General features: G+C 39.8%; 23 protein-coding genes and 1 riboswitch. Of the genes, 16 read left to right on the top strand and 7 right to left on the bottom strand.

From position 1 onward, the window contains the following. The first annotated feature begins 41 nt into the window (after nucleotides 1-41). On the top strand, nucleotides 42-839 hold the full coding sequence (locus R8N23_RS12575) for a DUF3108 domain-containing protein (RefSeq protein WP_318171955.1): 798 nt from the start codon (nucleotides 42-44) through the stop codon (nucleotides 837-839). On the opposite strand, the gene R8N23_RS12580 is transcribed toward R8N23_RS12575, so the two are convergent. From R8N23_RS12580 to R8N23_RS12590, 3 genes are read right to left on the bottom strand one after another with little or no spacing between them, the layout of a single operon-like run. Further along, nucleotides 836-1594 carry a LytTR family DNA-binding domain-containing protein gene (locus R8N23_RS12580; protein WP_318171956.1) on the bottom strand — a complete coding sequence of 253 codons (759 nt, stop codon included), beginning with the start codon at nucleotides 1592-1594 and terminating at the stop codon, nucleotides 836-838. The genes R8N23_RS12575 and R8N23_RS12580 overlap by 4 nt on opposite strands. Next, nucleotides 1587-3566 (bottom strand): histidine kinase, encoded by a 1980-nt coding sequence (locus R8N23_RS12585; RefSeq protein WP_318171957.1) that lies wholly within the window; start codon nucleotides 3564-3566, stop codon nucleotides 1587-1589. The genes R8N23_RS12580 and R8N23_RS12585 overlap by 8 nt, the downstream gene beginning before the upstream one ends. Then, a complete protein-coding gene (locus tag R8N23_RS12590) occupies nucleotides 3563-4060 on the bottom strand; it encodes a GyrI-like domain-containing protein (protein ID WP_318171958.1) in 498 nt (165 codons plus the stop codon). The genes R8N23_RS12585 and R8N23_RS12590 overlap by 4 nt, the downstream gene beginning before the upstream one ends. Nucleotides 4061-4265: 205 nt before the next feature. Between R8N23_RS12590 and R8N23_RS12595 the strand changes: the two genes are divergently transcribed. From R8N23_RS12595 to R8N23_RS12605, 3 genes are all read left to right on the top strand, one after another. Continuing rightward, the gene (locus tag R8N23_RS12595) at nucleotides 4266-5414 is read left to right on the top strand and encodes a vWA domain-containing protein (protein WP_318171959.1); all 1149 of its coding nucleotides are present in this window, start codon (nucleotides 4266-4268) and stop codon (nucleotides 5412-5414) included. Nucleotides 5415-5607: 193 nt separating this feature from the next. Beyond that, nucleotides 5608-6570 (top strand): calcium/sodium antiporter, encoded by a 963-nt coding sequence (locus R8N23_RS12600; RefSeq protein ID WP_318171960.1) that lies wholly within the window; start codon nucleotides 5608-5610, stop codon nucleotides 6568-6570. Between the two features lie 67 nt (nucleotides 6571-6637). After that, on the top strand, nucleotides 6638-7468 hold the full coding sequence (locus R8N23_RS12605) for a S1 RNA-binding domain-containing protein (RefSeq protein WP_318171961.1): 831 nt from the start codon (nucleotides 6638-6640) through the stop codon (nucleotides 7466-7468). Nucleotides 7469-7578: 110 nt separating this feature from the next. Here R8N23_RS12605 and R8N23_RS12610 read toward each other — a convergent pair whose 3' ends face one another. The 3 genes from R8N23_RS12610 to R8N23_RS12620 form a co-directional block, all read right to left on the bottom strand. Then, a complete protein-coding gene (locus tag R8N23_RS12610; RefSeq protein WP_318171962.1) occupies nucleotides 7579-8337 on the bottom strand; it encodes a LytTR family DNA-binding domain-containing protein in 759 nt (252 codons plus the stop codon). After that, entirely contained in the window at nucleotides 8334-9443 is a 1110-nt protein-coding gene (locus R8N23_RS12615; RefSeq protein ID WP_318171963.1) for a sensor histidine kinase, read from the bottom strand. Before R8N23_RS12615 ends, R8N23_RS12610 begins: the two co-directional genes overlap by 4 nt. 115 nt (nucleotides 9444-9558) lie before the next feature. Next, entirely contained in the window at nucleotides 9559-9960 is a 402-nt protein-coding gene (locus R8N23_RS12620) for a hypothetical protein (RefSeq protein ID WP_318171964.1), read from the bottom strand. 490 nt (nucleotides 9961-10450) lie between these two features. Here R8N23_RS12620 and R8N23_RS12625 point away from each other — a divergent pair, with 490 nt between their 5' ends. The 12 genes from R8N23_RS12625 to thiH all read left to right on the top strand — a co-directional run bounded on the left by R8N23_RS12625 (nucleotide 10451) and on the right by thiH (nucleotide 22208). Beyond that, nucleotides 10451-10972 (top strand): hypothetical protein, encoded by a 522-nt coding sequence (locus tag R8N23_RS12625; protein ID WP_318171965.1) that lies wholly within the window; start codon nucleotides 10451-10453, stop codon nucleotides 10970-10972. 45 nt (nucleotides 10973-11017) lie between these two features. Continuing rightward, nucleotides 11018-12643 carry a tetratricopeptide repeat protein gene (locus tag R8N23_RS12630; RefSeq protein ID WP_318171966.1) on the top strand — a complete coding sequence of 542 codons (1626 nt, stop codon included), beginning with the start codon at nucleotides 11018-11020 and terminating at the stop codon, nucleotides 12641-12643. Nucleotides 12644-12709: 66 nt separating this feature from the next. Then, complete coding sequence (gene pnuC, locus R8N23_RS12635; RefSeq protein WP_318171967.1) at nucleotides 12710-13342, top strand: nicotinamide riboside transporter PnuC; 633 nt, start codon at nucleotides 12710-12712, stop codon at nucleotides 13340-13342. Next, entirely contained in the window at nucleotides 13309-13845 is a 537-nt protein-coding gene (locus R8N23_RS12640) for an ATP-binding protein (protein ID WP_318171968.1), read from the top strand. Before pnuC ends, R8N23_RS12640 begins: the two co-directional genes overlap by 34 nt. A 56-nt stretch (nucleotides 13846-13901) precedes the next feature. Further along, a riboswitch (TPP riboswitch) is annotated at nucleotides 13902-14006 on the top strand. 52 nt (nucleotides 14007-14058) lie between these two features. Beyond that, a complete protein-coding gene (locus tag R8N23_RS12645; RefSeq protein ID WP_318171969.1) occupies nucleotides 14059-16302 on the top strand; it encodes a TonB-dependent receptor in 2244 nt (747 codons plus the stop codon). Next, the gene (gene thiS, locus R8N23_RS12650; protein WP_318171970.1) at nucleotides 16299-16505 is read left to right on the top strand and encodes a sulfur carrier protein ThiS; all 207 of its coding nucleotides are present in this window, start codon (nucleotides 16299-16301) and stop codon (nucleotides 16503-16505) included. The genes R8N23_RS12645 and thiS overlap by 4 nt, the downstream gene beginning before the upstream one ends. A 9-nt stretch (nucleotides 16506-16514) precedes the next feature. Beyond that, nucleotides 16515-18386, top strand: a complete 1872-nt coding sequence (gene thiC, locus R8N23_RS12655) for a phosphomethylpyrimidine synthase ThiC (protein ID WP_318171971.1) — start codon at nucleotides 16515-16517, stop codon at nucleotides 18384-18386. 4 nt (nucleotides 18387-18390) lie between these two features. After that, complete coding sequence (locus tag R8N23_RS12660) at nucleotides 18391-18963, top strand: thiamine phosphate synthase (RefSeq protein WP_318171972.1); 573 nt, start codon at nucleotides 18391-18393, stop codon at nucleotides 18961-18963. After that, complete coding sequence (locus R8N23_RS12665) at nucleotides 18956-19702, top strand: hydroxymethylpyrimidine/phosphomethylpyrimidine kinase (protein ID WP_318171973.1); 747 nt, start codon at nucleotides 18956-18958, stop codon at nucleotides 19700-19702. The genes R8N23_RS12660 and R8N23_RS12665 overlap by 8 nt, the downstream gene beginning before the upstream one ends. After that, nucleotides 19699-20358: a thiamine phosphate synthase gene (locus R8N23_RS12670; RefSeq protein WP_318171974.1), complete on the top strand. Its 660-nt coding sequence runs from the start codon at nucleotides 19699-19701 to the stop codon at nucleotides 20356-20358. The genes R8N23_RS12665 and R8N23_RS12670 overlap by 4 nt, the downstream gene beginning before the upstream one ends. Beyond that, the gene (locus R8N23_RS12675; protein WP_318171975.1) at nucleotides 20324-21094 is read left to right on the top strand and encodes a thiazole synthase; all 771 of its coding nucleotides are present in this window, start codon (nucleotides 20324-20326) and stop codon (nucleotides 21092-21094) included. Before R8N23_RS12670 ends, R8N23_RS12675 begins: the two co-directional genes overlap by 35 nt. After that, nucleotides 21087-22208 (top strand): 2-iminoacetate synthase ThiH, encoded by a 1122-nt coding sequence (gene thiH, locus R8N23_RS12680; RefSeq protein ID WP_318171976.1) that lies wholly within the window; start codon nucleotides 21087-21089, stop codon nucleotides 22206-22208. The genes R8N23_RS12675 and thiH overlap by 8 nt, the downstream gene beginning before the upstream one ends. Before the next feature lie 25 nt (nucleotides 22209-22233). On the opposite strand, the gene R8N23_RS12685 is transcribed toward thiH, so the two are convergent. Then, nucleotides 22234-22551, bottom strand: a complete 318-nt coding sequence (locus R8N23_RS12685) for a hypothetical protein (protein WP_318171977.1) — start codon at nucleotides 22549-22551, stop codon at nucleotides 22234-22236. Nucleotides 22552-22582 lie beyond the last annotated feature (31 nt).

A 22582-nucleotide genomic window follows, 5' to 3' on the forward strand; every position in this document is an offset into this window, starting at 1 on the left:
AGCATCATGGAAGTATTATTGTTGAAACTAAATCCTGAGTTATGAATTTTAAGTTTGACAAGTTCATTTTTTTCCTGACGCTTTTTGTTAGTCATACCTTATTCGCACAATCGAATGGAGTAGATAATCCGTCTCCTAAGGTTGAAAATCTCAAGTACAAACTAAAATTGGGCTGGTTTAGTATTGGAAGTGGTGAAGTCACCATTGATAATGACTCCTATTGGCGAGGGTTTCCCTGCTACAAAGTAGGTGTCTATGCAGAGACCCTTGGGTTGGGAAACTGGCTGGGAAGCCTAGACGATCATTATACCTCAATAATTGACAAAAAGACTCAGAAGCCCATATACAACGAAAAAAATGTAGTGAGTGGAAATGCTACTTGGGAGCAGTGGACTAATTATAACTTCGACTCCATGACAGTGGATGTTAAAGTCTTAGATTATAAAAGAGATGACCCAAATCGCGCTTGGAAAGTCAAACTAGAGGAAGATACACAAGACATTCTAGGTACTTTCTTATTTTTCAAACATTACAATTGGATTGGTTTGAATGTAGGAGATTCTGTGATGCTAACCACTCACTACGAAAAGAAACTTTACAAGGTGGGTGTTCGATACATGGGACAGCAAATTATCGAGTTTAACGAGCGATTTGTTGGAGTATATTGCCTGCACCTCTTACTTCCAGAAAATGACAAATTGAAGAAAGATAGACCGGTGGAGATTTATATTAGTTCTGACAAAAATCAATATCCGTTGCTTATCCAAACCAAGCTCCCCTTTCTTGGAAAAGGTAGAGTAGAATTGGTAGAGCTCAATGATGGTGAACCCATATTTTAAGATAATTTGAAAGCCTCAAGAAATTGAGGCTTTTTCTTTGGAGAGACCTCAAGTTCCACCTGATTTTCCATCGTGACATAACCACCCTTTCCTTTGGTGTATCTAATCACATAGTCCGTATTGATTAGGCTGGACCGATGTATTCGAACAAACTTGTTGGCTGGCAACATATTCTCGAAATGCTTCAACGTCTTGGAAATTAGTAGTGGTTTGGTCACATCTTTCAAATGAAACTTAGTAAAATTATCATCGGCCTCACAATAGATGATTTGGTCTATAGGTACGATTTCAAATCCTTCAAAAGTAGGCAACATAATCTTCTTGGGCCTTTCATTTTCGTGTTTGATATTGTCCAGCAGTACTTGCACATGAAAGGAATTTTTGCTTTGCTTCCGCTCTTCATGAATCTTTTCAACGGCTGTTACCAGTTCATCTATATCCAGCGGTTTTAGCAGATAATAGGCCGCACTCATATTCAATGCTTGAATGGCATAATTGTCATAGGCAGTCACAAAAACAGTCTCAAAATTAACCTCATCCAATTGCTCAAGCAAATCAAAACCGGTACCAAAAGGCATTTCAATATCCAAGAAAACTAAATCAGGTTGATAGGCTTTAATGGAAGCCAAACCCTCCTGAATATTTTTACATTCAGCTTTGAGATCTACCTGAGGGCAATATTTCGATAAATAATTGGACAGAATTTGTCTACTATCCTGTTCGTCATCTACTAAAATTGCCTTGAGTTTATCCATGATTTGATGGCGTTAGAATTTCTACTTTGGTACCTGAACGATCTGTATTTAAATCAGATATAGAGATCGAATAATTCGTTTTGTAAACCTGATTAATAATAGAGACTCGTTCCAATGTGTTTTTCAACCCTACAGAATTTTTCTTTTTTTGATTGTCAGTTTTCAATTGCTTAGAAGCAAACCGACCAATACCATCATCTTCTATGCTAATTTTCACCCCTTCTCCATTTTGGAAGATACGCACGCTAAGTCGACCCTTTTCTTCCTTATATCGCAGACCATGCCAGATGGCATTTTCAATGTAAGGCTGAATAAGCATCGGCGGAATTTCGATTTCATCTAAGTCAAGAGTTGAGTCAATCTCAAATGAATACTCAAACTGATCTCTAAAACGGTAGTGTTCTAGTTTCAAATACAAGGCAATCATTTCTCGCTCCTCTCTCATGGTAATAAACTCCTTCTGAGAATTGTCTAAAACCATGCGCATTAGTTTAGAAAAGTCAGCTAGAAACTTATTTGCCGCTCTTTCATCATTTAGAGCTACAAACTGATTAACAGAATTTAATGCATTGAAAATAAAGTGCGGATTCATCTGCGAACGTAGAGATTTCAAAGCCAGTAACTGCCCTACCCGTTTGGTTTGCTGTGCCTTTCGATGAATAAAGTAGGCACCGACAATCACCAATAACAATAGAGCCAATAAACCATAAATCAATAGTCGTTGACTTTTGAGTTGTTGATCCTGAAGCTCCATCGTAGTTTCATCCAGAAGATAACTCGACTCGTCCAATGCAAGATCTTTGGTCAAATTTTGAATGCCTTGTTGCTTTCTCAGCAGAAATTCCCTCAGACTAGTTTGATTTTGTTTCTCCTCAATAAAACGCTGTAACGCTTCACTATGCGCTTTATAAGCTTTTAGAGCTGAACTCTTTTCACCAGACCGATCATAGGCTTGTGCCAATGCCAAATAAGCGCTCGCACTTTCTTCAGCGCTACCTGTGGAGTCAGCCAACACAGTTGCTTGCTTCAGCTGCTCAATAGCTTCAGATGTCTTACCTTGTTCAATCAATACTTTACCGATGGCTTGACGCTGCTTGGTTGCTTGCAAGGGTTTATTGGCTGCTGTTTTGCTCACCGCAATTTTCTCTCGAAGCGCAATCTCCTCTTCTTTTTTATCTTGTTCTTGATAGATATTAAGCAATTCATCTGCTTCCACATCCTCCAAAACCACTTCAGACAATTCATAGTCCAGATCATCTGCATCACTTGCTCCTGCCACTGAGGGTTCTGGCGCCAAGGATTCTTCCGCAGCAGCGAAATTATCCTCTTTGGCATAAGCCCGTGCTTTCACTGCCCGGCCTTTAGATTGTAGTCGCCTGGATTGATTGTAAGTTGAAGAAGGTTCCAGTTGACTCACCCGTTCTAATGCCTGAGGTGTTTCGCCTAGCTCTACTTCATTTTCGGCCAGTTTCAGTTCAACCTCCAACCGTTTGTTTTCATCAATTTCCGTTTGACTCAGTTGTTCATAGAATTGCTTTGAGTTTTCAAAATTTCCTAGTTCGTAATTCACTCTACCGAGTCCTTCCAATGTGGTTCTATACTCCTCTGTATTTGCGTATGATTTGGCTAGTCTTTGATAAGCAGACAAATAATTTTGATTAGCCAATTTGAGCTCATTTTGATTCTCATTTATTTTTCCTAGAACGATATAACATTTGGCCTCATTGAAAAGACTTTTCTGGGTAATACTAGTAGCCAATGCTTGCTCTACAAGGTCCAATGCTCTAGAAGGGTTCGTTTCGATTATTGCTTCCGCCTCTTCCAGTAAGCTAGGTACACTTTGATCAACCGAAATATTACGCTCAGATAAGCTCTTATACCTTGAGGCTTTCTTACTCTTTTCTTGAGCATTTCCTATACCTATGACCAAAAGGCAAATAGCAATTGTCAATATGTTTCTATAAGTCTTCAACCTTCCCGTTTCTTAATAGGAAACCAAACCTCTTCCTCGGAATCAGGGTGATTATTGATATACTTTTCTCCTAGTAGCTCATACTGCGGACGCGAACTATCAGGTTCATACTCAGAGCTGGGCATCCATTCTCCCAAAATGTATTGCAAAGTTCTTGGAAATTGGCTACTCAAACCTTTATGTATAAAAACAGCATACAAACCTCCCGCTAAGTCCAGCAGTTCCATGCCCTCTGGCACTTTGTCTCTATTATCCACTTCCATGGCCGCCCATTTGACAAATGCTGTATCCGCACTCGAACTGCTCCAATCAAATCCTTCCTTGAATTTTTGCAATGAATATTTATCAGATGAAACAGCTCCCATCACCTCCTGCCTTCTTGGCATAAATGTACCCCATAGTTTCCCTGTAAGACTATTGGTTGCATAGGTCATATCCATAGACATACCTACAAGTGTCTTGGGCAACGATTCAACAATTCGCGGAGCTTGCATAATTCAGATTTTTATTTCGAACGCCAACAAATTTGCACACAAAAGCAAGGAATAAAAAATGGGTTTTGGATGCTGATAATTGAAATATACATTCCAACTAAATGAATCCAATCGTTTACTCATTCAAAACTACCCTTCCCTCATCGCAGCTATTTTATTTCATTGATTCCGTGGACTTTTGAATTATCATTTAAACAAAAAAGTCATGAATAATTCAACCTCAGTATCAGTTAAAACTATCGCTTTCTTTCTTATTATAATTTTCACAGCAGGCTGTTTCACTCCTACTACTCAAGCCAAACCAGAACCGGAAAAGCAAAAAATCATGCTGGCTCTTTTACTCGATACCAGCAACAGCATGGATGGGTTAATTGATCAGGCCAAATCCCAACTATGGACGATAGTAAACGAATTGGCCGCCGCCAAATGTGGCAATGGCTCGAGACCAGAGATACAAATTGCACTCTTCGAATACGGAAATGACGATCTGCCTCAAGCGGAAGGTTATATGCGAATGGTTACAGATCTCACAACGGATTTGGACGAAATATCAGAGCGATTGTTCGGCCTTTCCACTAATGGTGGAGACGAGTACTGCGGGTATGCCATCAATAAATCAATCAAAAAACTGAACTGGTCAGAATCTAAGGCTGATTTAAAGATGATATTCATTGCGGGTAATGAACCCTTTAGCCAAGGCAACATTACGTATGAATCGGCTTGCCAGTTGGCCAAAGAAAAAAACATCGTGGTGAATACCATTTTCTGTGGAGATTACAATGAAGGCATTCGTACCTCATGGAGACATGGTGCAACGCTCACGGGTGGGTCATACATGAGTATCGAACAAAATCAAAAAACTGTTTATGTACAAACGCCCTATGATGATAAAATTGATCAATTGAATAACGATCTTAATAAAACATACATTTACTATGGTTCTCAAGGTAAAAGCAAAAAGGAAATGCAGATGAGACAAGATCAAAATGCGGAATCTTATAGTCAGGCAAATAAAGTAAAGCGCGCCATTTCAAAAAGCTCTCATGCGTATAAAAATTCAAGCTGGGATTTGGTAGATGCCTATGAAGACAATGAAGAAGTGCTAGAATCTGTAGAAGAAGAATACCTTCCGGAACCCATGAAAGAAATGGATACCGAAGAGAGAAAATCGTATGTCAAACAAATTACCAATGAGAGAGAGTCTATCAAAAAGGAAATTCAAAAACTGAGCGCCAAACGAAAACAATACATTGCCGACCATAAACCCGCTGAAGCATCAGAAAACACTTTAGATCAAGCCATGGTTAATGCGGTAAAAGCATTGGGTAAATCAAAAGAATTGATTTTTGAGTAGGTTCGAATGATAAATCAAAAAGCCACCAGAAGTAAAGGTTACTTATGGTGGCTTTTTTGGTATTAAGTCAAGAGTTAAGATTTAAAATTAAACTATTACAGTAATAGAAGTCATTTGTTTAACAAACATGAAATTAGCAACAACGTTGATGTTACATTCTTTTATAAGGCTATAATTTCTAAACTAATCTATCATGATTTACATATTGTTTGTTTTGGGTTTTTTGCTACTTATTAAAGGGGCAGATATACTGGTTGATGGCGCATCTTCAATTGCTAAAAAAAACAATATTTCGGAATTGGTAATAGGTCTTACGATAGTTTCATTTGGCACAAGTATGCCAGAACTCATAGTAAACTTATTAGCGAGTTTTGATGGAAGTTCTGAGCTCGCCATTGGCAATATTTTGGGCAGCAATATTGCCAATGTACTTTTGATACTTGGAGTTGCAGCTATTTTTAGTCCACTTCGTATAAAGAAGAGCATTTATTTTACTGAAATCCCCATCTCTCTTCTGGCCACCTTTATGGTTGGTTTTTTGGCCAATGCAGATTTGTTTGTAGATGTAAAAGGGCTAACCCTGAGTAGATATGATGGAGCGATACTTTTATTCTTTTTTGGTTTATTCATGACCTACATTTATGTGGTTTCCAATACCAAACAGGAAGAACCAAATTCCGTAAACGATGATTCAACATTTTTATCAAATACCAAATCCATAGTCTATGTCGTTGCTGGATCCATTGGACTTTTCATCGGTGGTAAATGGGTAGTTGATGGTGCTTTCGAAATCGCTCTTTTATTTGGTCTAAGTGAAACATTTATTGGATTAACTGTTGTTGCCATTGGCACTTCACTTCCTGAGCTTGTTACATCTGTGATTGCGGCTCGGAAAGGTCAGGCAGATATGGCGGTTGGTAATGTAGTAGGCTCTAATATCTTTAATTTACTTTGGATTTTAGGTATTAGTTCTTTGATTAGACCACTCCCATTTGATGTTGTTTCTAATTCTGACATATTGATGGTAATAGGATCTGGCACCCTATTGATCTTAGCAATCGTCATTGGCAGAAAAGCTGTGATAGGGCGAACGATGGGAACAGTATTCGTTCTTACTTATTTCTGTTACCTGGCCTATTTAGTCAGCAGAGGTTAATATAGTTTTAACCTTCAGGGTTATTAATCCTTGGAGGTTTTCTATTGAAAAGACCTAGCTTTGCAGCATGATAGAAATCGGTAAATACAATTCACTCAGCATCGCCAGGCTTGTCCCTCCAGGAGCCATTCTGATAGACGAAGAGGAAAATGAAGTGCTACTTCCCAACAAATACGTTCCAGAGAATGCCAAAGAAGAAGATGAGTTGGAAGTCTTCGTCTATACCGATTCTGAAGACCGAATAGTTGCTACCACCCTTACGCCTAAAGTTATGCGCAATGAATTTGCTTGCCTGGAAGTAAAAGATGTGAACAACATTGGTGCATTCATGGATATGGGGCTTGAAAAAGATTTGCTTGTCCCATTTAGCGAGCAACAAAAGAACATGCGACCAGGCCAATGGCACATGGTTTATGTCTATCTCGATCAGATCACCAAGAGGTTAGCTGGAAGTGCTAAAATTCACTACTACATAGAATCTGAAAATGTCGAATTAGAAACTAATGAAGAGGTAGATCTCATTATTGGTGAAACTACACCGCTAGGAACCGCAGTAATAGTTAACAATAAATACCAAGGCCTTATCTACGAAAACGAAGTTTTTCAAGAATTGCTGAAAGGCGATAAAATGAAAGGATTTGTAAAGGAAGTCAGAGAAGATGGCAAAATTGATATCAGTCTCAGGAAAACCGGCATGGACCAACTTGAAGACGGCGCTTCCAAAATAATAGAACGATTAAAGCTCAACAATGGCAAGCTCAATATTCATGACAAAAGTGCTCCGGAAGAAATACAAATGATGCTCCAAATGAGCAAAAAGAACTTCAAACGTTCCCTAGGTATTCTATATAAGCAGAAGTTAGTCAAACTTCATCCTGATAGTATCGAACTGATATAACTAAAAAGCCCTCTCAATCTACTGAGAAGGCCAACTTGAACTTGAAATGTACCTACCTAAGGTACAGGTTGATATGAACCTACCGAAATCTAGTGGTTTGAATCGTTCAATTAGTGATCAGTGGAATGCTCTGCAATGTGCTTTTTGAAAGATCTGGAGGAGTTTAACACAGCGCCATTTCGCAAGGTAAATTTAAATTCATTGTTGCCTTGATAACTCTGCTTTTCAATCCATTGTTTACTAAGGATGTAGGTTCGGTGAATACGCATAAAATGCATAGGATCCAGCTCTGATTCCAAAACATTCATCCCTATTCTATACAAGTAATCCTTTTTCTCAGTTACTAACTTCACGTAATTACCTTGCGCCTCCATATAGATAACCTCTTCTACCATCACCTCATTTTCAAAACCCTTTTCTTTAATCAAAAATGATCTCCTAAACTTGCCTTTAGACTCATCAAAAGTCTTAAGTAAAGATTTCATTTGACTGGCTAGTAGACTGGATTGGTCTGAAGCTATTCGATCCCGAACCAATTCTAATGTATCACTAAGTCTATCCTCGTCAAATGGTTTGAGCAAATAGTCCAAAGCATGCACATCGAAAGCCTTCAGCGCATAATGATCATAGGCCGTTGTGAACACTATATGAGGGACTTTGTCCAAATTGTTAATTACACCAAAACCGTCAAGGTCCGGCATTTGAATATCCAAAAACACCACATCAGGTGCTTTAATCTTAATAACTTCAACTCCCAGTTCGCCATTTTTGGCTTCCGCAACTACCTCAAAGTCAGAATGCTCCGCTAGTAGTTTTTTTAATCGTTCTCGAGCTAAAAACTCATCATCAACAATTACACACCTAATCATACACTCAAAGGAATTCTAATTTCAGATCTAAAATGTTGGTTGTCAATTTTTTTAAAATCGCAAAAGTATTGATTCATATAGTTTTGTTCCAACCTCTTCTTAACGTTTTGAAGTCCAATACCAAAACCGGTTTGACTTTTTGAGTTAAAGCCCTTCTCATCAAAATTATTGACTTCCAACTTGAGCCATGATTCAGGTGAACCATTTTGATACGGCATTGCAGAAATTATAATATTGCTCCTTCCGGCACTTTTGGATACACCATGTTTGATACAGTTTTCTATGAGCGGCTGTAGAATCAAATTAGGGACTTTACATTCAGTCAAATTTTCACTTATATCAAAATCGACCTTCATTCTATCCTGAAATCTGATTTGTTCAAGTTCAAGGTAGTTTCGGATAAAGTCAATTTCTTGTTTCAAGGTGACCAATTCGACTTCATCGTGTGCCAGCATACTTCTGAGTAAGTCTCCCACTTTAGTAATCATTCGTTGCGCCTTTTTCACGTCAATATCAATCATCGAAGAAATAGAATGGAGCGTATTAAAAATAAAATGTGGATGCAATTGCATTTTCAAAGCATTAAGTTGAGCTTTTGCTAAATCTCGTTCCTTATTAGCCAGCTTCTTTTGATAATCAAGCGCCATAAACAATCCAATCATGACCACACCCTCAATCAAACTGGTGAACGAACCAGACACAAGATCTGAGCGATTATTACCACCAAAAAAATCACGCATGTAACCCACCTGCATGTAGTAACTAAGGTTGTAAAGCCACAGAGACAAGGCATTTTGTATGACTGTGATTCCAATCAGCAAAAACACATAAATAAGTGTGCTCAATCGAAGTACTTGTTGAGAAGAAGAAATTTCACTTCCCAATAGCAACAGCCATGGACTCAAGATAGCCCATATGATGTTACGAATTAAAAGCTTTGTAGTGATGGCCAACCAGCTAAATTCAAAGTCGAATCCACTGGTCAGATGATAGGCATATTGTTGAAAGAGTTGGAAAACTGTAACAAAAGCCACCAGCATCATAAGTGTTGCCAAGGAAATTGGCAATCTCTCAAAATAGGCTTTCGTTCTGTTTATATTTCGCACTTTAGTCTGTCAATGAAATACTAAAGATACGATAAGACTAAACTTGGGGTGTCTTAACTGTGATAATTTGCATAAAAAGTGATAATAAGCCTGTCGGCTTATTATCACTTTTTTATTAAGCTTCTTTTGGAACTTCGTCTGTTTCTTCTGAAACAGCCTCGACTATCTCCTCTTTAGCTTCTTTTAGAGTAATTTCCAAATTGTATTGCTTATCCATTGAGAATTCATAAGTAGCCCCTTGTGACAAGTCCGAAGCGGTCATGGACTGATCCAATACGGCAAACAAACTTTTGGCTACCATCGAAGTTTTCACCTCTTTGCTCGGACGGCCGTTAGACAATTCCATGGTAAAAGAGTGCCCACCTTTCTCTTTTGGGTTGATATCATGAAATTCGTGCTTCTGAAACTTATATTGCTGTGGTTTGTCCGCCGCATCCTTCATCAACTTCAGTACCATTGGACGGTACTTATTCCAGAGATATGAATATTTAAGATTGTCTAATACATGATTTTCCATGCCAAATTGATTTTTTAATTAGTTAATAAGTTAAAAATTCTCAAGTCTTATTGAGAATATGCTGCTATAGTCAGGTGATGGTGAATAAGATTGCTATCAAAAAGAAGTGAATGGGTTTATCCCATTGGGCATTCAATATCGTTGTAATTCCGAAAATACAAATTCTAGCTCAGTACGAGTTTTACTCAATTTAGCAGCCAACCGATCTAGCATATTTTCTCTCTCCCCTGGTTCAAACAAAAAATCTTCATCTCTCAAAATAGGAAACCATGTTTTTAGAATGATTTTTTGTTCTCGCCAACTCCTTACAATATTCATGGGTGCAAGTTATACAATTCTGACTCCGTAAGCCAATATGTAGGGCACAGGCTTCTATAGAATCCATATTTTGTGATAAAAATTAGTTTAAGCTTGTTTATCCATGCCGTTGGTCATTAAATTTCGTGTTAACTTTAGTTATTATTGCAACAAGCACAACTCAACATTAATTATGTCAAAAACGTCTGTTCTTTTCTTGATCATTTCCATAAGTATCTACGCCTGTAGTAAGAGAACTTCAGACCCATCTGCACTCCCAGAAGATAAGCATACCAGTGAATTGACTTATATGGACATTTATAATTTGGCACTGGCGTCGGAAAACGGTGGTGGTATGGATTTTCATGGTGATTCTTTTGGCAACGATGCTACTGAAGACCTTAGTATATATGCTAATGGTGGTTGTGGAAAAGATGAATGCGGAATTTCTCTTGTAATGGAAAATAAAAACCCTGAAAAAGCCATCTCTGCTGTAATCAAAGCAAAATTCAAACTTCCAGGTAATAATATCAATGAAATGATCCGTATGTATCAATTACAACCAGGTCAGGCCTTGTCCATTGGTTGTTCACATATTTGTCACCAGGACAATTCTTATATGATACAGAGAGAGATTGTTTCGGCTGGTTATACTGAATTGGGTGAATCTTCACAAAATGCAAATAAAGATTCCACAACAGCTACACCAAGCTAAACCTAAACCGGCGATTCCTCGGCTCTTCACTTAAACTGATCGAGAATGAAAAAGTCCATAATTGCTATTACCCTGTTTCTGACTTTTTCCTTTTCTATAAGAGCACAATTAGATTCACTTATCGCAATCTCAGATACTATTCCCACTATGGAGAAAAAAGTAGACTGGATGGTTGGCATTGCCTACGATTATTACACCATAGATCCGAATCTTACAGAAAAAATGGGATTGCTAGCATTGAATCTTGCCAGCGAAAACAACTATGAATTTGGTATTGCACGTTCACATCACATTTTGGGGATCGCCTATTGGACTCAAGGGCTATTAGAAAAGGGGCTCAAAGAGAATCTTGCAGCTCAAGAAATATATGAAAGACTTGGTGAAGATCGATGGCTGAGGATAATCATCATGAATTCAGCTAACATATATGGCAACCTCAACCAACACGATAAAGCCATCGATAAGCTAAAATCAGTTATTGAATTAGCTGAAATCGAACAAGACAGTCAACTGCTGGCTTGGACTTATAATAATATCGGAACTGAATATAGGAAGCTTGGAGATTTCGATTCGGCATTAATCTATCTTAAAAAAGACCTCCCCTATATACAAGCACTCATGGATACTGTGGGTCTGGCTTTGGTCAATAACAATATTGCAGTAGCCTATAATAGCAGAGGAGAATACAATGAAGCCATCAAACACCTGGCATTAGCTCGCGAACAGCTGAGGCTTAAAGAAAGCAAAAAAAGGCTGGCAGAAGTTTATACGAATTTCGCGTCCAACTATGCAGAATTGGGCCAATTAGAAAAGGACAAGGCTTACCTTGATTCTGCTCAAGAGATTGCAGCAGATATCAATGCAAAACGAATTGAACAAGAAATATTACTAGGACTTTCTGACTATTATTCGCGAATTGAGGACCACAAAGCGTCATTAGACTTCTATCATAAACACATTCAGATAAAGGACTCTATCAGTAGTGCAGAAGTGCAAAAAGAAACTGAAATTTTACAGCTGAAATACGAGGACGAAAAAAAAGCAAATCAGTTGGCTCAACTCGAAAATCAGCAAATTCAAGACCGATTCGATTATTGGCTTTTGTTCATCATCTCCACGGCAGTATTGCTTCTAGCTAGTCTAATGATTTACACTTTACGATTGAGAGTCAAAAATGCCAGAATGACTGAGAAAGAACTTCAGTCACAGGTTGAACAAAAAAACAAAGAACTTACCTCCTATGCGCTCAATTTCATTCAGAAGAATGAATTACTCAATGAACTCACTGAGAAAATAGCTGAACTCAAAAAGCAGTCAGATACTCGTTCTATCAAAGAACTCAACCAGATGAATGGGATCATCAATAACAGCTTTAGAATAGATCACGATTGGGATAATTTCAAATTAATGTTCGAAGAACTTCATGGAGACTTTTTTGTGAGGCTAAAGGATCGGTTTCCTGATTTGGGCAATGCTGAACTCAAGCTTTGTGCTTTGTTGAGATTAAACATGAACCTTAAAGAATCGTCTAGGATATTGGGCATTTCATCAGATAGTGTGAAAACAGCCCGATATAGAATAAGGAAAAAATTCGGTCTGGCAACTGAAGACAATCTGGTAGACTTTCTGATTAAATTCGACTCTGAAGGACAACATTTAGCTATAGCTTAGTTCTACCAAATTCACATTTCATATAATCCTGTTATCATTGCATGCCAATTTTTAGACGGCCATGCAATGAATCAATTTTTCAACGATATAATAAACTATGCACTGAGCATAGACCTTTATGAGTTAGCAGGATTAGTATTCGGTCTTCTTGCCGTTTGGTATCTAATCAAAGAGAGCGTATTGACCTGGCCGGCCGGCATACTCTATGTTCTGGTATCGTTTGTGGTTTTCTGGGAAATTCGACTCTATGGGGACCTATTGTTACATGTAACCTTTCTTATACTTAACATCTATGGCTGGTATTTTTGGATTCATGGAAAAAAGAAGGACGAAAAGGAACTTCCTATTACAAACTATAGTTCGAAGCAGAATTTCAGTCTTCTTTTACTATCTACTATTGGAATTATTTTTTTCGGCTATTTCCTGGCTAACATTCATTTCATCTGGAGCCATATGGAACCAGCAGCATTGCCCTACTGGGACGCAACCACCTCTATTCTTAGTGTTACGGGTATATGGCTCATGACAAAAAAGAAAATTGAGAATTGGTATTATTGGTTTGCTGTAGATGTTCTGGCCTGTGGTATATACTTTTACAAAGGCATTTACTTTTATTCATTTTTATACGGCGTGTACATTGTCATGGCAGTGTCGGGCTACCTAGCATGGAAAAAATCACCAAACCTACATTTAAGGTAATCATTACTGGTCCGGAGTGCACTGGAAAATCCACGCTCTCCAGACAGCTAAGTGAATACTTCGAACAACCTTGGTTACCCGAATATGCCAGGACATACCTCACTGAACTGAACCGTCCTTACAAAGACGGTGATTTATTAGAAATCGCCAAAGGGCAAATCAAAAAAGAAGATCAACTCCTATCTAATGGAAACTCGACAGTTTTCTTAGACACCAGTATGGAAGTATTAAAAGTATGGTCAGAGTGGAAATACAATACCTGCGATCCGTACATATTGGACAACTTCAAAACCAGAAAGGCAGATTTGTATTTATTGCTTTCTCCTGATATGGCTTGGGAACACGATCCATTGAGAGAAAATCCTCATGACAGGAACGTGATTTTTGACATTTATAAAAATGAAATAGAAGGGCTCAAAAAGCCCTATGAAGTCATCTCAGGATTAGGATTGCTACGGACACGTCGAGCGATTAAAGCCATCAACAACCATCTCCACAAGTAAAGTCTACCAATTACGCAGCTTACTTCTTGCGTTTTACAAAACTATTCTCCTACCTTTGTTCTCATAAGGGGTGCCTAAATGGATGAAACCTACAGGCTGAGATTACACCCATAGAACCTGATGCCGATAATGCGGTCGAAGGGAAAAAAGTGGTACGCTAAAGACAAAAGTGCCCTTAGCTTTTGTCAAGTATTAACTAAGAATCATTTTGAGATGAAAAATATATTATTATCCGCAGCGATGCTATGGAGCTTCACTGTATCTGCACAATCCAATGCTGTCCAAGATTCTATCAAGACCGTTGATTTGAAAGAAATTGTGGTGTCATCTACCAGGGCGACGAGTAAAACACCAATGACTTTCAACGAAATCAAAAAGGAAGAAATTGAAGAAAACAACACGGGAAAAGACCTTCCCTATCTTTTAGAAAACACACCTTCGGCAGTTACTACGTCAGATGCAGGAGCTGGTGTAGGTTATACAGGAATCAGAATTCGTGGTAGCGATGCAGCCAGAGTAAATGTAACGCTCAATGGCATCCCCTATAATGATCCAGAATCTCAAGGCGTATTTTGGGTGAACCTTCCAGACTTTGCTTCTTCGGTGTCTTCCATCCAAGTGCAGCGAGGATTAGGTACCTCTACCAACGGTGCTGGGGCATTTGGTGCATCTGTCAACATCGAAACCAATGGGTTGAATAAAGACCCATATGTTACTTTAGACAATGCTTATGGCTCTTTCAATACTCGGAAACATACAGCAATGATTGGGACAGGACTGATTGCCAACAAGTTTGCTTTTGACGGGCGTTTGTCGCAAATCACCTCTGACGGTTATGTCGACAGAGCCACCTCTGATTTGAAATCCTACTTCTTTTCAGGAGGATATTATGGCAAGAAATCCTTAGTCAAATTCAACATTTTCTCTGGTCATGAAACAACCTATCAAGCATGGTACGGCGTACCCGAATCTAGAATAAATGATGATGTAGATGGAATGAATGCATATGCCGATCGTAACGGACTGAGTGATGCAGATCGAGCCAACTTGCTCAACTCTGGTAGAACCTACAATCAATACACCTATGACAATGAGGTAGATGACTATGAACAAACACATTATCAATTGATATCTGCTTTTGACTTAGCTGAATCGTTGACATTGAATGTGGCACTTTTTTTAATTCATGGAGAAGGTTATTTTGAGCAATACAAAGCAGATAGGGATTTGGCTGACTATGGATTAAATGACATTACCATTGGCTCTGAAATCATAACGAGTACTGACTTGATCCAACGTCGTTGGTTGAACAACAACTTTTATGGGACTACATTCTCACTTGATTATCAGCCAAGCAATAGTTTCAAATTCACATTGGGTGGTGCCTGGAACGAATACGATGGTGATCACTACGGACAGGTAATATGGGCTGAGTATGCTAGCAATGGCGCTATACGTCACCCCTATTATTTCAACAACAGTCTGAAAAGAGATTTCAATATTTTTGGAAAGGCGATTTACGACCTATCAGATCAGTTGTCTCTTTTCGGTGATCTACAATATCGAACTGTCGATTACACCATGGAAGGTGATGACAATGATGGTCAGACCATTGACCAGTCTCATAATTACAATTTCTTCAATCCTAAATTTGGAGTCAAATTCCAACTCAACGACCAGTCAAGTGCCTACGCTTCTGTGGCTATGGGTAGCAAAGAGCCAGTGAGATCAGACTTCACTGACAATGTAGCTGGTACCATTCCAGAAGCAGAAAAATTAACCGATATAGAGGTTGGATATAGCCGAACTACCAGCAACTACTCATTCCAAGCCAACTTCTATTGGATGGATTACACGGATCAATTGGTTTTAACTGGTGAGTTGAATGATGTAGGGTCATCTCTTCGAGCCAATGTAGACAAAAGCTATAGAGCTGGAATCGAAATGCAGGTCGGTTATCAACTGACTGAAGAATTGAAAATTAACGCTAATGCCACTTTCAGTAAAAACAAGATTGAAAGCTATGATGAGACGATATACAATTATGGCTTAGGTTGGGACGAATACAATGCAGATGTAATCTCTTATGGAGAAACAGACATCGCCTTTTCTCCAAATGTTGTAGCGGGTGGAAATATTGACTACTCGCCGGTAAAAGGCTTGAATTTGAGATGGGTACACAAGTATGTAGGTGAGCAATTCTTAGACAACACCTCAAGCGACACACGTAAGTTGGATGCCTATTACATCAGTGATGCCATAGGTACCTATACTTTCACTGGAAATAGTTTTAAAGCGATCAGTCTAAAATTCGCGGTTTACAACATCTTCAATAAAATGTATTCTGCCAATGGATATACTTGGGGTTACCGAGGCGGTGGTGAAGAAATCAGAGAAAATTTTTACTACCCACAAGCTGGTACCAATTTCATGATCGGGTTGAATATCAAACTATGACCATCAAGTTAAATGACGTGACTTACGAAGTGGATAAAGAAAAAAGCCACCTCATCACTCTAATGAAAGCCAATAATCTGTTCCACGAAAGTGGAATAGCCGTGGCTATCAATGAAGAAATCATACCCAGGCAAACCTGGGAACAATACGAAGTACAAGACAACGACAATATTCTAATAATCACCGCCACTCAGGGCGGATAATAAAAAACCATGGCTAAATCAGACCAAATACCTTCAGAAGAAAAAATCACTAGAGACCCGTTTCCGGCCTCGAAAAAAGTATATGTAAAAGGTGAAATTCACAACATCGAAGTAGCGATGCGTGAGATTAGATTGAATGATACGGTTTTAAAATTCAATCCTTCAGCGCCTAAGGAATGTAACCCTCCAGTAACCGTTTACGACACAAGCGGTCCATATACGGATCCTAACGTTGATATTGATGTACGAAAAGGGCTTCCAAAGTTACGAGAGCAATGGATCATAGATAGAAACGATGTTGAAGAAATGGAAGGCATATCTTCTGAATACGGCATCGAACGCTTGAACGATAATTCACTCGATGATTTGAGATTTGAATATTTGGCTAATCCTAAAAAAGCCAAAAAAGGAGAAAACGTCACACAGCTCCATTACGCCAAGAAAGGTATTGTAACAGCTGAGATGGAGTATATCGCCATCCGCGAAAATCAAAAGATTGAGGAATGGGGACATCTCAACAACCAGCATGCAGGAGACAGCTTTGGTGCCAACACGCCTAAAGGTAAAATCACCCCTGAGTTCGTAAGAGATGAAATAGCGGCTGGTAGAGCCATCATACCGAACAATATCAACCACCCGGAATCCGAGCCAATGATCATCGGGCGAAACTTCTTGGTAAAGATCAATGCCAATATTGGCAACTCTGCGGTAACCTCATCGATCGAAGAAGAAGTGGAAAAAGCGGTATGGGCATGTCACTGGGGTGCAGATACCATTATGGACTTGTCTACAGGTAAAAACATCCATGAGACTCGCGAGTGGATCCTTAGAAACTCTCCTGTGCCAATAGGTACCGTACCAATTTATCAGGCACTCGAAAAAGTAAATGGTAAAGCTGAGGATCTGACCTGGGAGATTTTCAGAGATACACTCATCGAGCAAGCCGAACAAGGCGTGGATTACTTCACGATTCATGCGGGTGTTCTTTTGAGATATATCCCAATGACCGCTAAGCGTGTAACCGGTATCGTTTCTCGTGGTGGTTCGATCATGGCCAAGTGGTGTCTCGCACATCATAAGGAAAGTTTCTTGTACACGCACTTTGAAGAAATCTGCGAGATCATGAAAGCTTACGACGTGGCCTTCTCTTTAGGCGATGGTTTAAGACCAGGCTCTTTGGCTGACGCCAATGACGAAGCACAATTCGCTGAACTAGAAACACTTGGTGAATTAACTAAGATCGCTTGGAAGCACGACGTCCAAGTAATGATCGAAGGCCCAGGTCACGTACCGATGCACATGATCAAAGAAAATATGGAAAAGCAATTGGAAGAATGTCACGAAGCTCCTTTCTACACCCTCGGGCCATTGACGACAGACATTGCACCAGGATACGACCACATCACTTCAGGAATTGGTGCAGCCATGATTGGCTGGTATGGTTGCGCCATGCTATGCTATGTGACACCTAAAGAGCATTTAGGTCTACCTAACAAGAAAGATGTGAAGGATGGTGTGATCACATACAAAATTGCAGCACATGCCGCAGACTTAGCTAAAGGACATCCTGGCGCTCAGTACAGAGACAATGCCTTGTCAAAAGCTCGTTTCGAATTCAGATGGGAAGATCAGTTCAACCTATCGCTTGATCCGGATACAGCCAAGGAATTTCATGACGAAACCCTACCCGCTGAAGGTGCCAAAGTAGCCCATTTTTGTTCGATGTGTGGACCGAACTTCTGCTCCATGAAAATCACGCAAGACGTGAGAGAGTATGCTGCTGAGAAAGAAGTAGCTGAATCAGACGCACTATCAAAAGGCATGGAAGAAAAAGCCAAAGAATTTGCTGAAAAAGGTAGCGAGTTGTACTTAGAGCAGTAAGATTTTGAAAACAATTGTCATTACACCGGAAGTCAAAGTAGAAGGCGAGCTTGAAACCTGTAACCTCTTGTTGCAAAGTGACATAGAACGTTTTCATGTAAGAAAACCTGCTGCAACAAAAGATCAAATCAGGGCTTATATTGAATCCTTGGATTCTAACTACTATCATAAAATAAGTCTACATAGTCATCATGAATTAGTAGATGAATTTGGATTAGGTGGCAAGCATTACAGAAGTGACTATCAAGCCAATGGCGCTCAAAGTCAGTCTAAATCCTTTCATCATTGGGATGAAATTGAGATGGAGAAAGCTTCGCTTTCCTATGGTTTTTTGAGTCCCATTTTCGAGAGTATTTCAAAGTCACAATACAAGGCCAATTTCAATCACAATCGATTGAATGAAGCTCTATCTACTTTCAAAAAATTCCCTATCTACGCTTTAGGCGGAATTGACATCAAGAAGATGAAACAGATTCAGGAAATGAACTTTGAAGGAGTGGCACTTTTGGGAACCATTTGGATGGAAAATTCAGTCCAAAGGAGAATTGATAAAGCAATAGATATAATCAATGCCTGACAATCCATCCATCGTATTGAGCATAGCCGGGTTCGACCCATGCGGTGGTGCCGGCATTCTTGCCGACATTCAAACCTTACAACAATGCAAGGTGCAAGGGATGGCTGTGCAAACTGCACTAACCGCTCAAAATGAAGACGAAGTAACAAAAGTACATTGGCATAGCTGGGAGGATATTCGGATTCAATTGGACACACTTTTTGCTAAGTACAGCTTTGATGTGGCCAAGATTGGTATCATTGAAAACCTGGAGAATTTGTGTTCTATTATAGCACACCTTCGGGCTCATAACCCGACGATCTCAATCATTTGGGATCCAATTTTAAGATCCTCATCTGGGTTTGATTTTTTAAGAGGATTAAATCCTAATGAATTAGCTGAGGTGCTCAAACAAGTGTCATTGATTACCCCTAACCTACCTGAGTACGAATTATTAAAGTCTGCTTTGGGTGACCAAGCCTTCAGTACCAATATACTGCTCAAAGGTGGGCATGCCGAGGGAGACGATACGTCAGACAAATTGATAGACCAAGAGGGAAATGAAACCATCATTGCAGGTCAGCGCGTGAAAGGTAAAACCAAACACGGCACAGGCTGCGTCTTATCTTCAGCCATTGCTGCAGGCCTAGCGAAGGGGATGAAATTAAAAACTGCTTGTACCTTTGCAAAAAGGTACGTTGAAGGCTACTTAAAAAGTGGCGTCAACCAATTAGGAGCACATTATAATATTGAGATATGATAAGTAGACTGCACTACATTTCACAGGAGACCGACGACAAAAGTCACATCGAAAATATCAAAGAAGCCTGCCAGGCAGGCATTGACTGGGTTCAACTGAGAGTGAAGGATCGCGAACTGGATGAAATTGAAGAAATGGCCTTTGAGGCCAAAACCATTTGTAAAAAATATGGCGCCAAATTGATTTTGAATGATCATGTAGAAATAGCAAAAGCAGTAAGAGCCAACGGCGTACATCTCGGACAACACGATATGGATCCAGTGGAAGCCAGAGCCATATTGGGTGACAAACCCTATATAGGAGGCACGGCTAATACCTGGGAGCAAGTGGAATTGCTCTACGAATCCAAAGTAGTGGACTATATAGGCCTAGGCCCATTCAAATTCACGACTACCAAAGAAAACCTCAGCCCAGAATTGGGCATCAGAGGGTATTCCAACATCCTGAACAACATGATCATTCAGGAAATTGACGTGCCCATTATCGCCATTGGTGGTATAGAAATGGAAGATATCTTTGATCTACAAATGACTGGCTGCCACGGCATTGCGGTAGCCTCATTGATCAACAATTCTTTCGACAAAAAAGAAACAATAGAAGAAATTAAATTACTCCTTCCAGATGGAACATTTGACGATAGCGGGGAAGACTTTTAAGTCACGCTTGTTTACAGGTACGGGCAAATTCAAGAGCAATGTAGATATGAAAGAAGCTCTGGAGGCTTCCGAGTCTGAATTGGTCACAGTCGCACTCAAACGAGTGGATGTGAAAGACCAAAACGATCAGATCATCAAACACTTATCTCATGAACGTATTAACCTTTTGCCAAATACGTCTGGTGTTCGAAATGCCAAGGAAGCAGTGTTTGCGGCCGAACTGGCCAGAGAAGCTTTGGAAACCAACTGGGTCAAATTAGAAATCCACCCAGACCCAAAGTACCTCATGCCCGATCCCATCGAAACATTGAAGGCTACGGAGGAATTGGCAAAAAAAGGATTTGTGGTGATGCCTTATATCCATGCCGACCCTGTACTTTGCAAGAGACTCGAAGACGCTGGCACGTCTGCCGTCATGCCATTAGGGTCTCCTATTGGAAGCAACAAAGGATTGAAAACCATTGATTTTCTGGAAATTATCATAGAGCAAGCTAAAGTTCCTGTTGTGGTGGATGCTGGCATAGGTGCACCGTCCGATGCAGCCAAAGCCATGGAACTCGGTGCTGATGCTTGTTTGGTCAATACGGCCATTGCAGTATCACCAAACCCTACTCAAATGGCCATTGCTTTTAAAATCGCCATCGAAGCCGGACGCATGGCTTTTGAAGCCAAACTAGCCAAGCCGGTGAAAAATGCTGTGGCCAGCAGCCCTTTAACCGCTTTCCTTGATGCCTAACTTCAAAGATCTTTTTGAGCAATACAGTTGGGATGAAGTAAAGGCTTCTATCTATGCAAAAACTGCAGTAGATGTAGAGGTAGCATTAAACAATCCAGACCGTTCATTGGAAGATTTCAAGGCCTTGATCTCCCCTGCCGCTGCTCAGTATCTAGAGCAAATGGCTCAAAAAAGTCATGAGTTGACTTTGCAGCGATTTGGCAATACCATGCAGCTCTTTGCTCCCATGTATCTGTCCAACGAATGCCAAAACATTTGCACCTACTGTGGTTTTAGTCTGGATAATAAAATCAAACGAAAAACACTCAACGATATTGAAATAGCTCGTGAGGTACAAGCCATCAAAAAGTTGGGGTTTGACCATGTGTTATTAGTCACTGGCGAAGCCAATCAAACGGTGGGTGTCGAATACCTTGAACACGCCATTAGAAAAATCCGACCACATTTTGCTAATGTGAGTATGGAAGTTCAACCCTTGGATCAGGCTGATTACGAGCGATTGATCCCTTCTGGTTTACATGCAGTTTTAGTTTATCAAGAAACTTATCACGAAGCTGATTACAAAAAGCATCACCCAAAAGGCAAGAAATCTAATTTTCAATATCGATTGGATACTCCAGACAGATTGGGAAAAGCCGGTATTCACAAAATGGGGTTAGGCACCTTGATCGGTTTGGAAGACTGGCGAGTGGATAGCTTTTTCACAGCCCTTCACCTGGACTACTTGGAGCGAACCTATTGGCAAACGAAGTATTCACTCTCCTTCCCGAGGCTACGTCCCTTTTCCGGAGGCTTAGAGCCAAAAGTAGCCATGAACGATCGTGAATTGGTCCAATTGATTTGTGCTTATCGATTGTTTAATCAAGAGGTTGAGTTGTCGCTATCTACACGGGAAACCCACACTTTCAGAAATCATGTGATCAAATTGGGCATCACAACCATGAGCGCAGGATCCAAGACAAACCCTGGAGGATATGAAGTAGAGCCACAATCACTTGAGCAATTCGAAATTTCAGACGAACGTTCACCTAAACAAATCATGGAGATGCTACAGGCTAATGGTTACGAGCCGGTATGGAAGGATTGGGATGTAGCACTTGAGATTAAAGCATAAAAAAAGCGGCCTTTGTCGCTTCCATTTATTTTTTCTTTGTCTTCTTCAATTCTGTGACTTCATTTTCAGAAAGTGCTCTGATGTACTTTTCATGAACCTGACCTTCTCTCCCACTGTGCCACTGACGCACCCAGTACTTTTTCTTAGAAATATGTCCATGTACCACTGCCTCTACTTGCGAACCATCTTTCATGGTTACCATGACATGCTGATGCACATGATACGCCTTAGGCTTTTTTGATTCTTTGGTATACTTGGGCTTTTTACTCTTTTGTGCCACTCCTTGGTGAGAAGCAAATAAGGCGAGCGCCAATACCATTAATAGTAATTTTATTGTCTTCATAGCAAATTGATTTTGTCACATCAAATCTAAA

The organism is Reichenbachiella sp. (genome assembly GCF_033344935.1).
Classification (GTDB): domain Bacteria; phylum Bacteroidota; class Bacteroidia; order Cytophagales; family Cyclobacteriaceae; genus Reichenbachiella.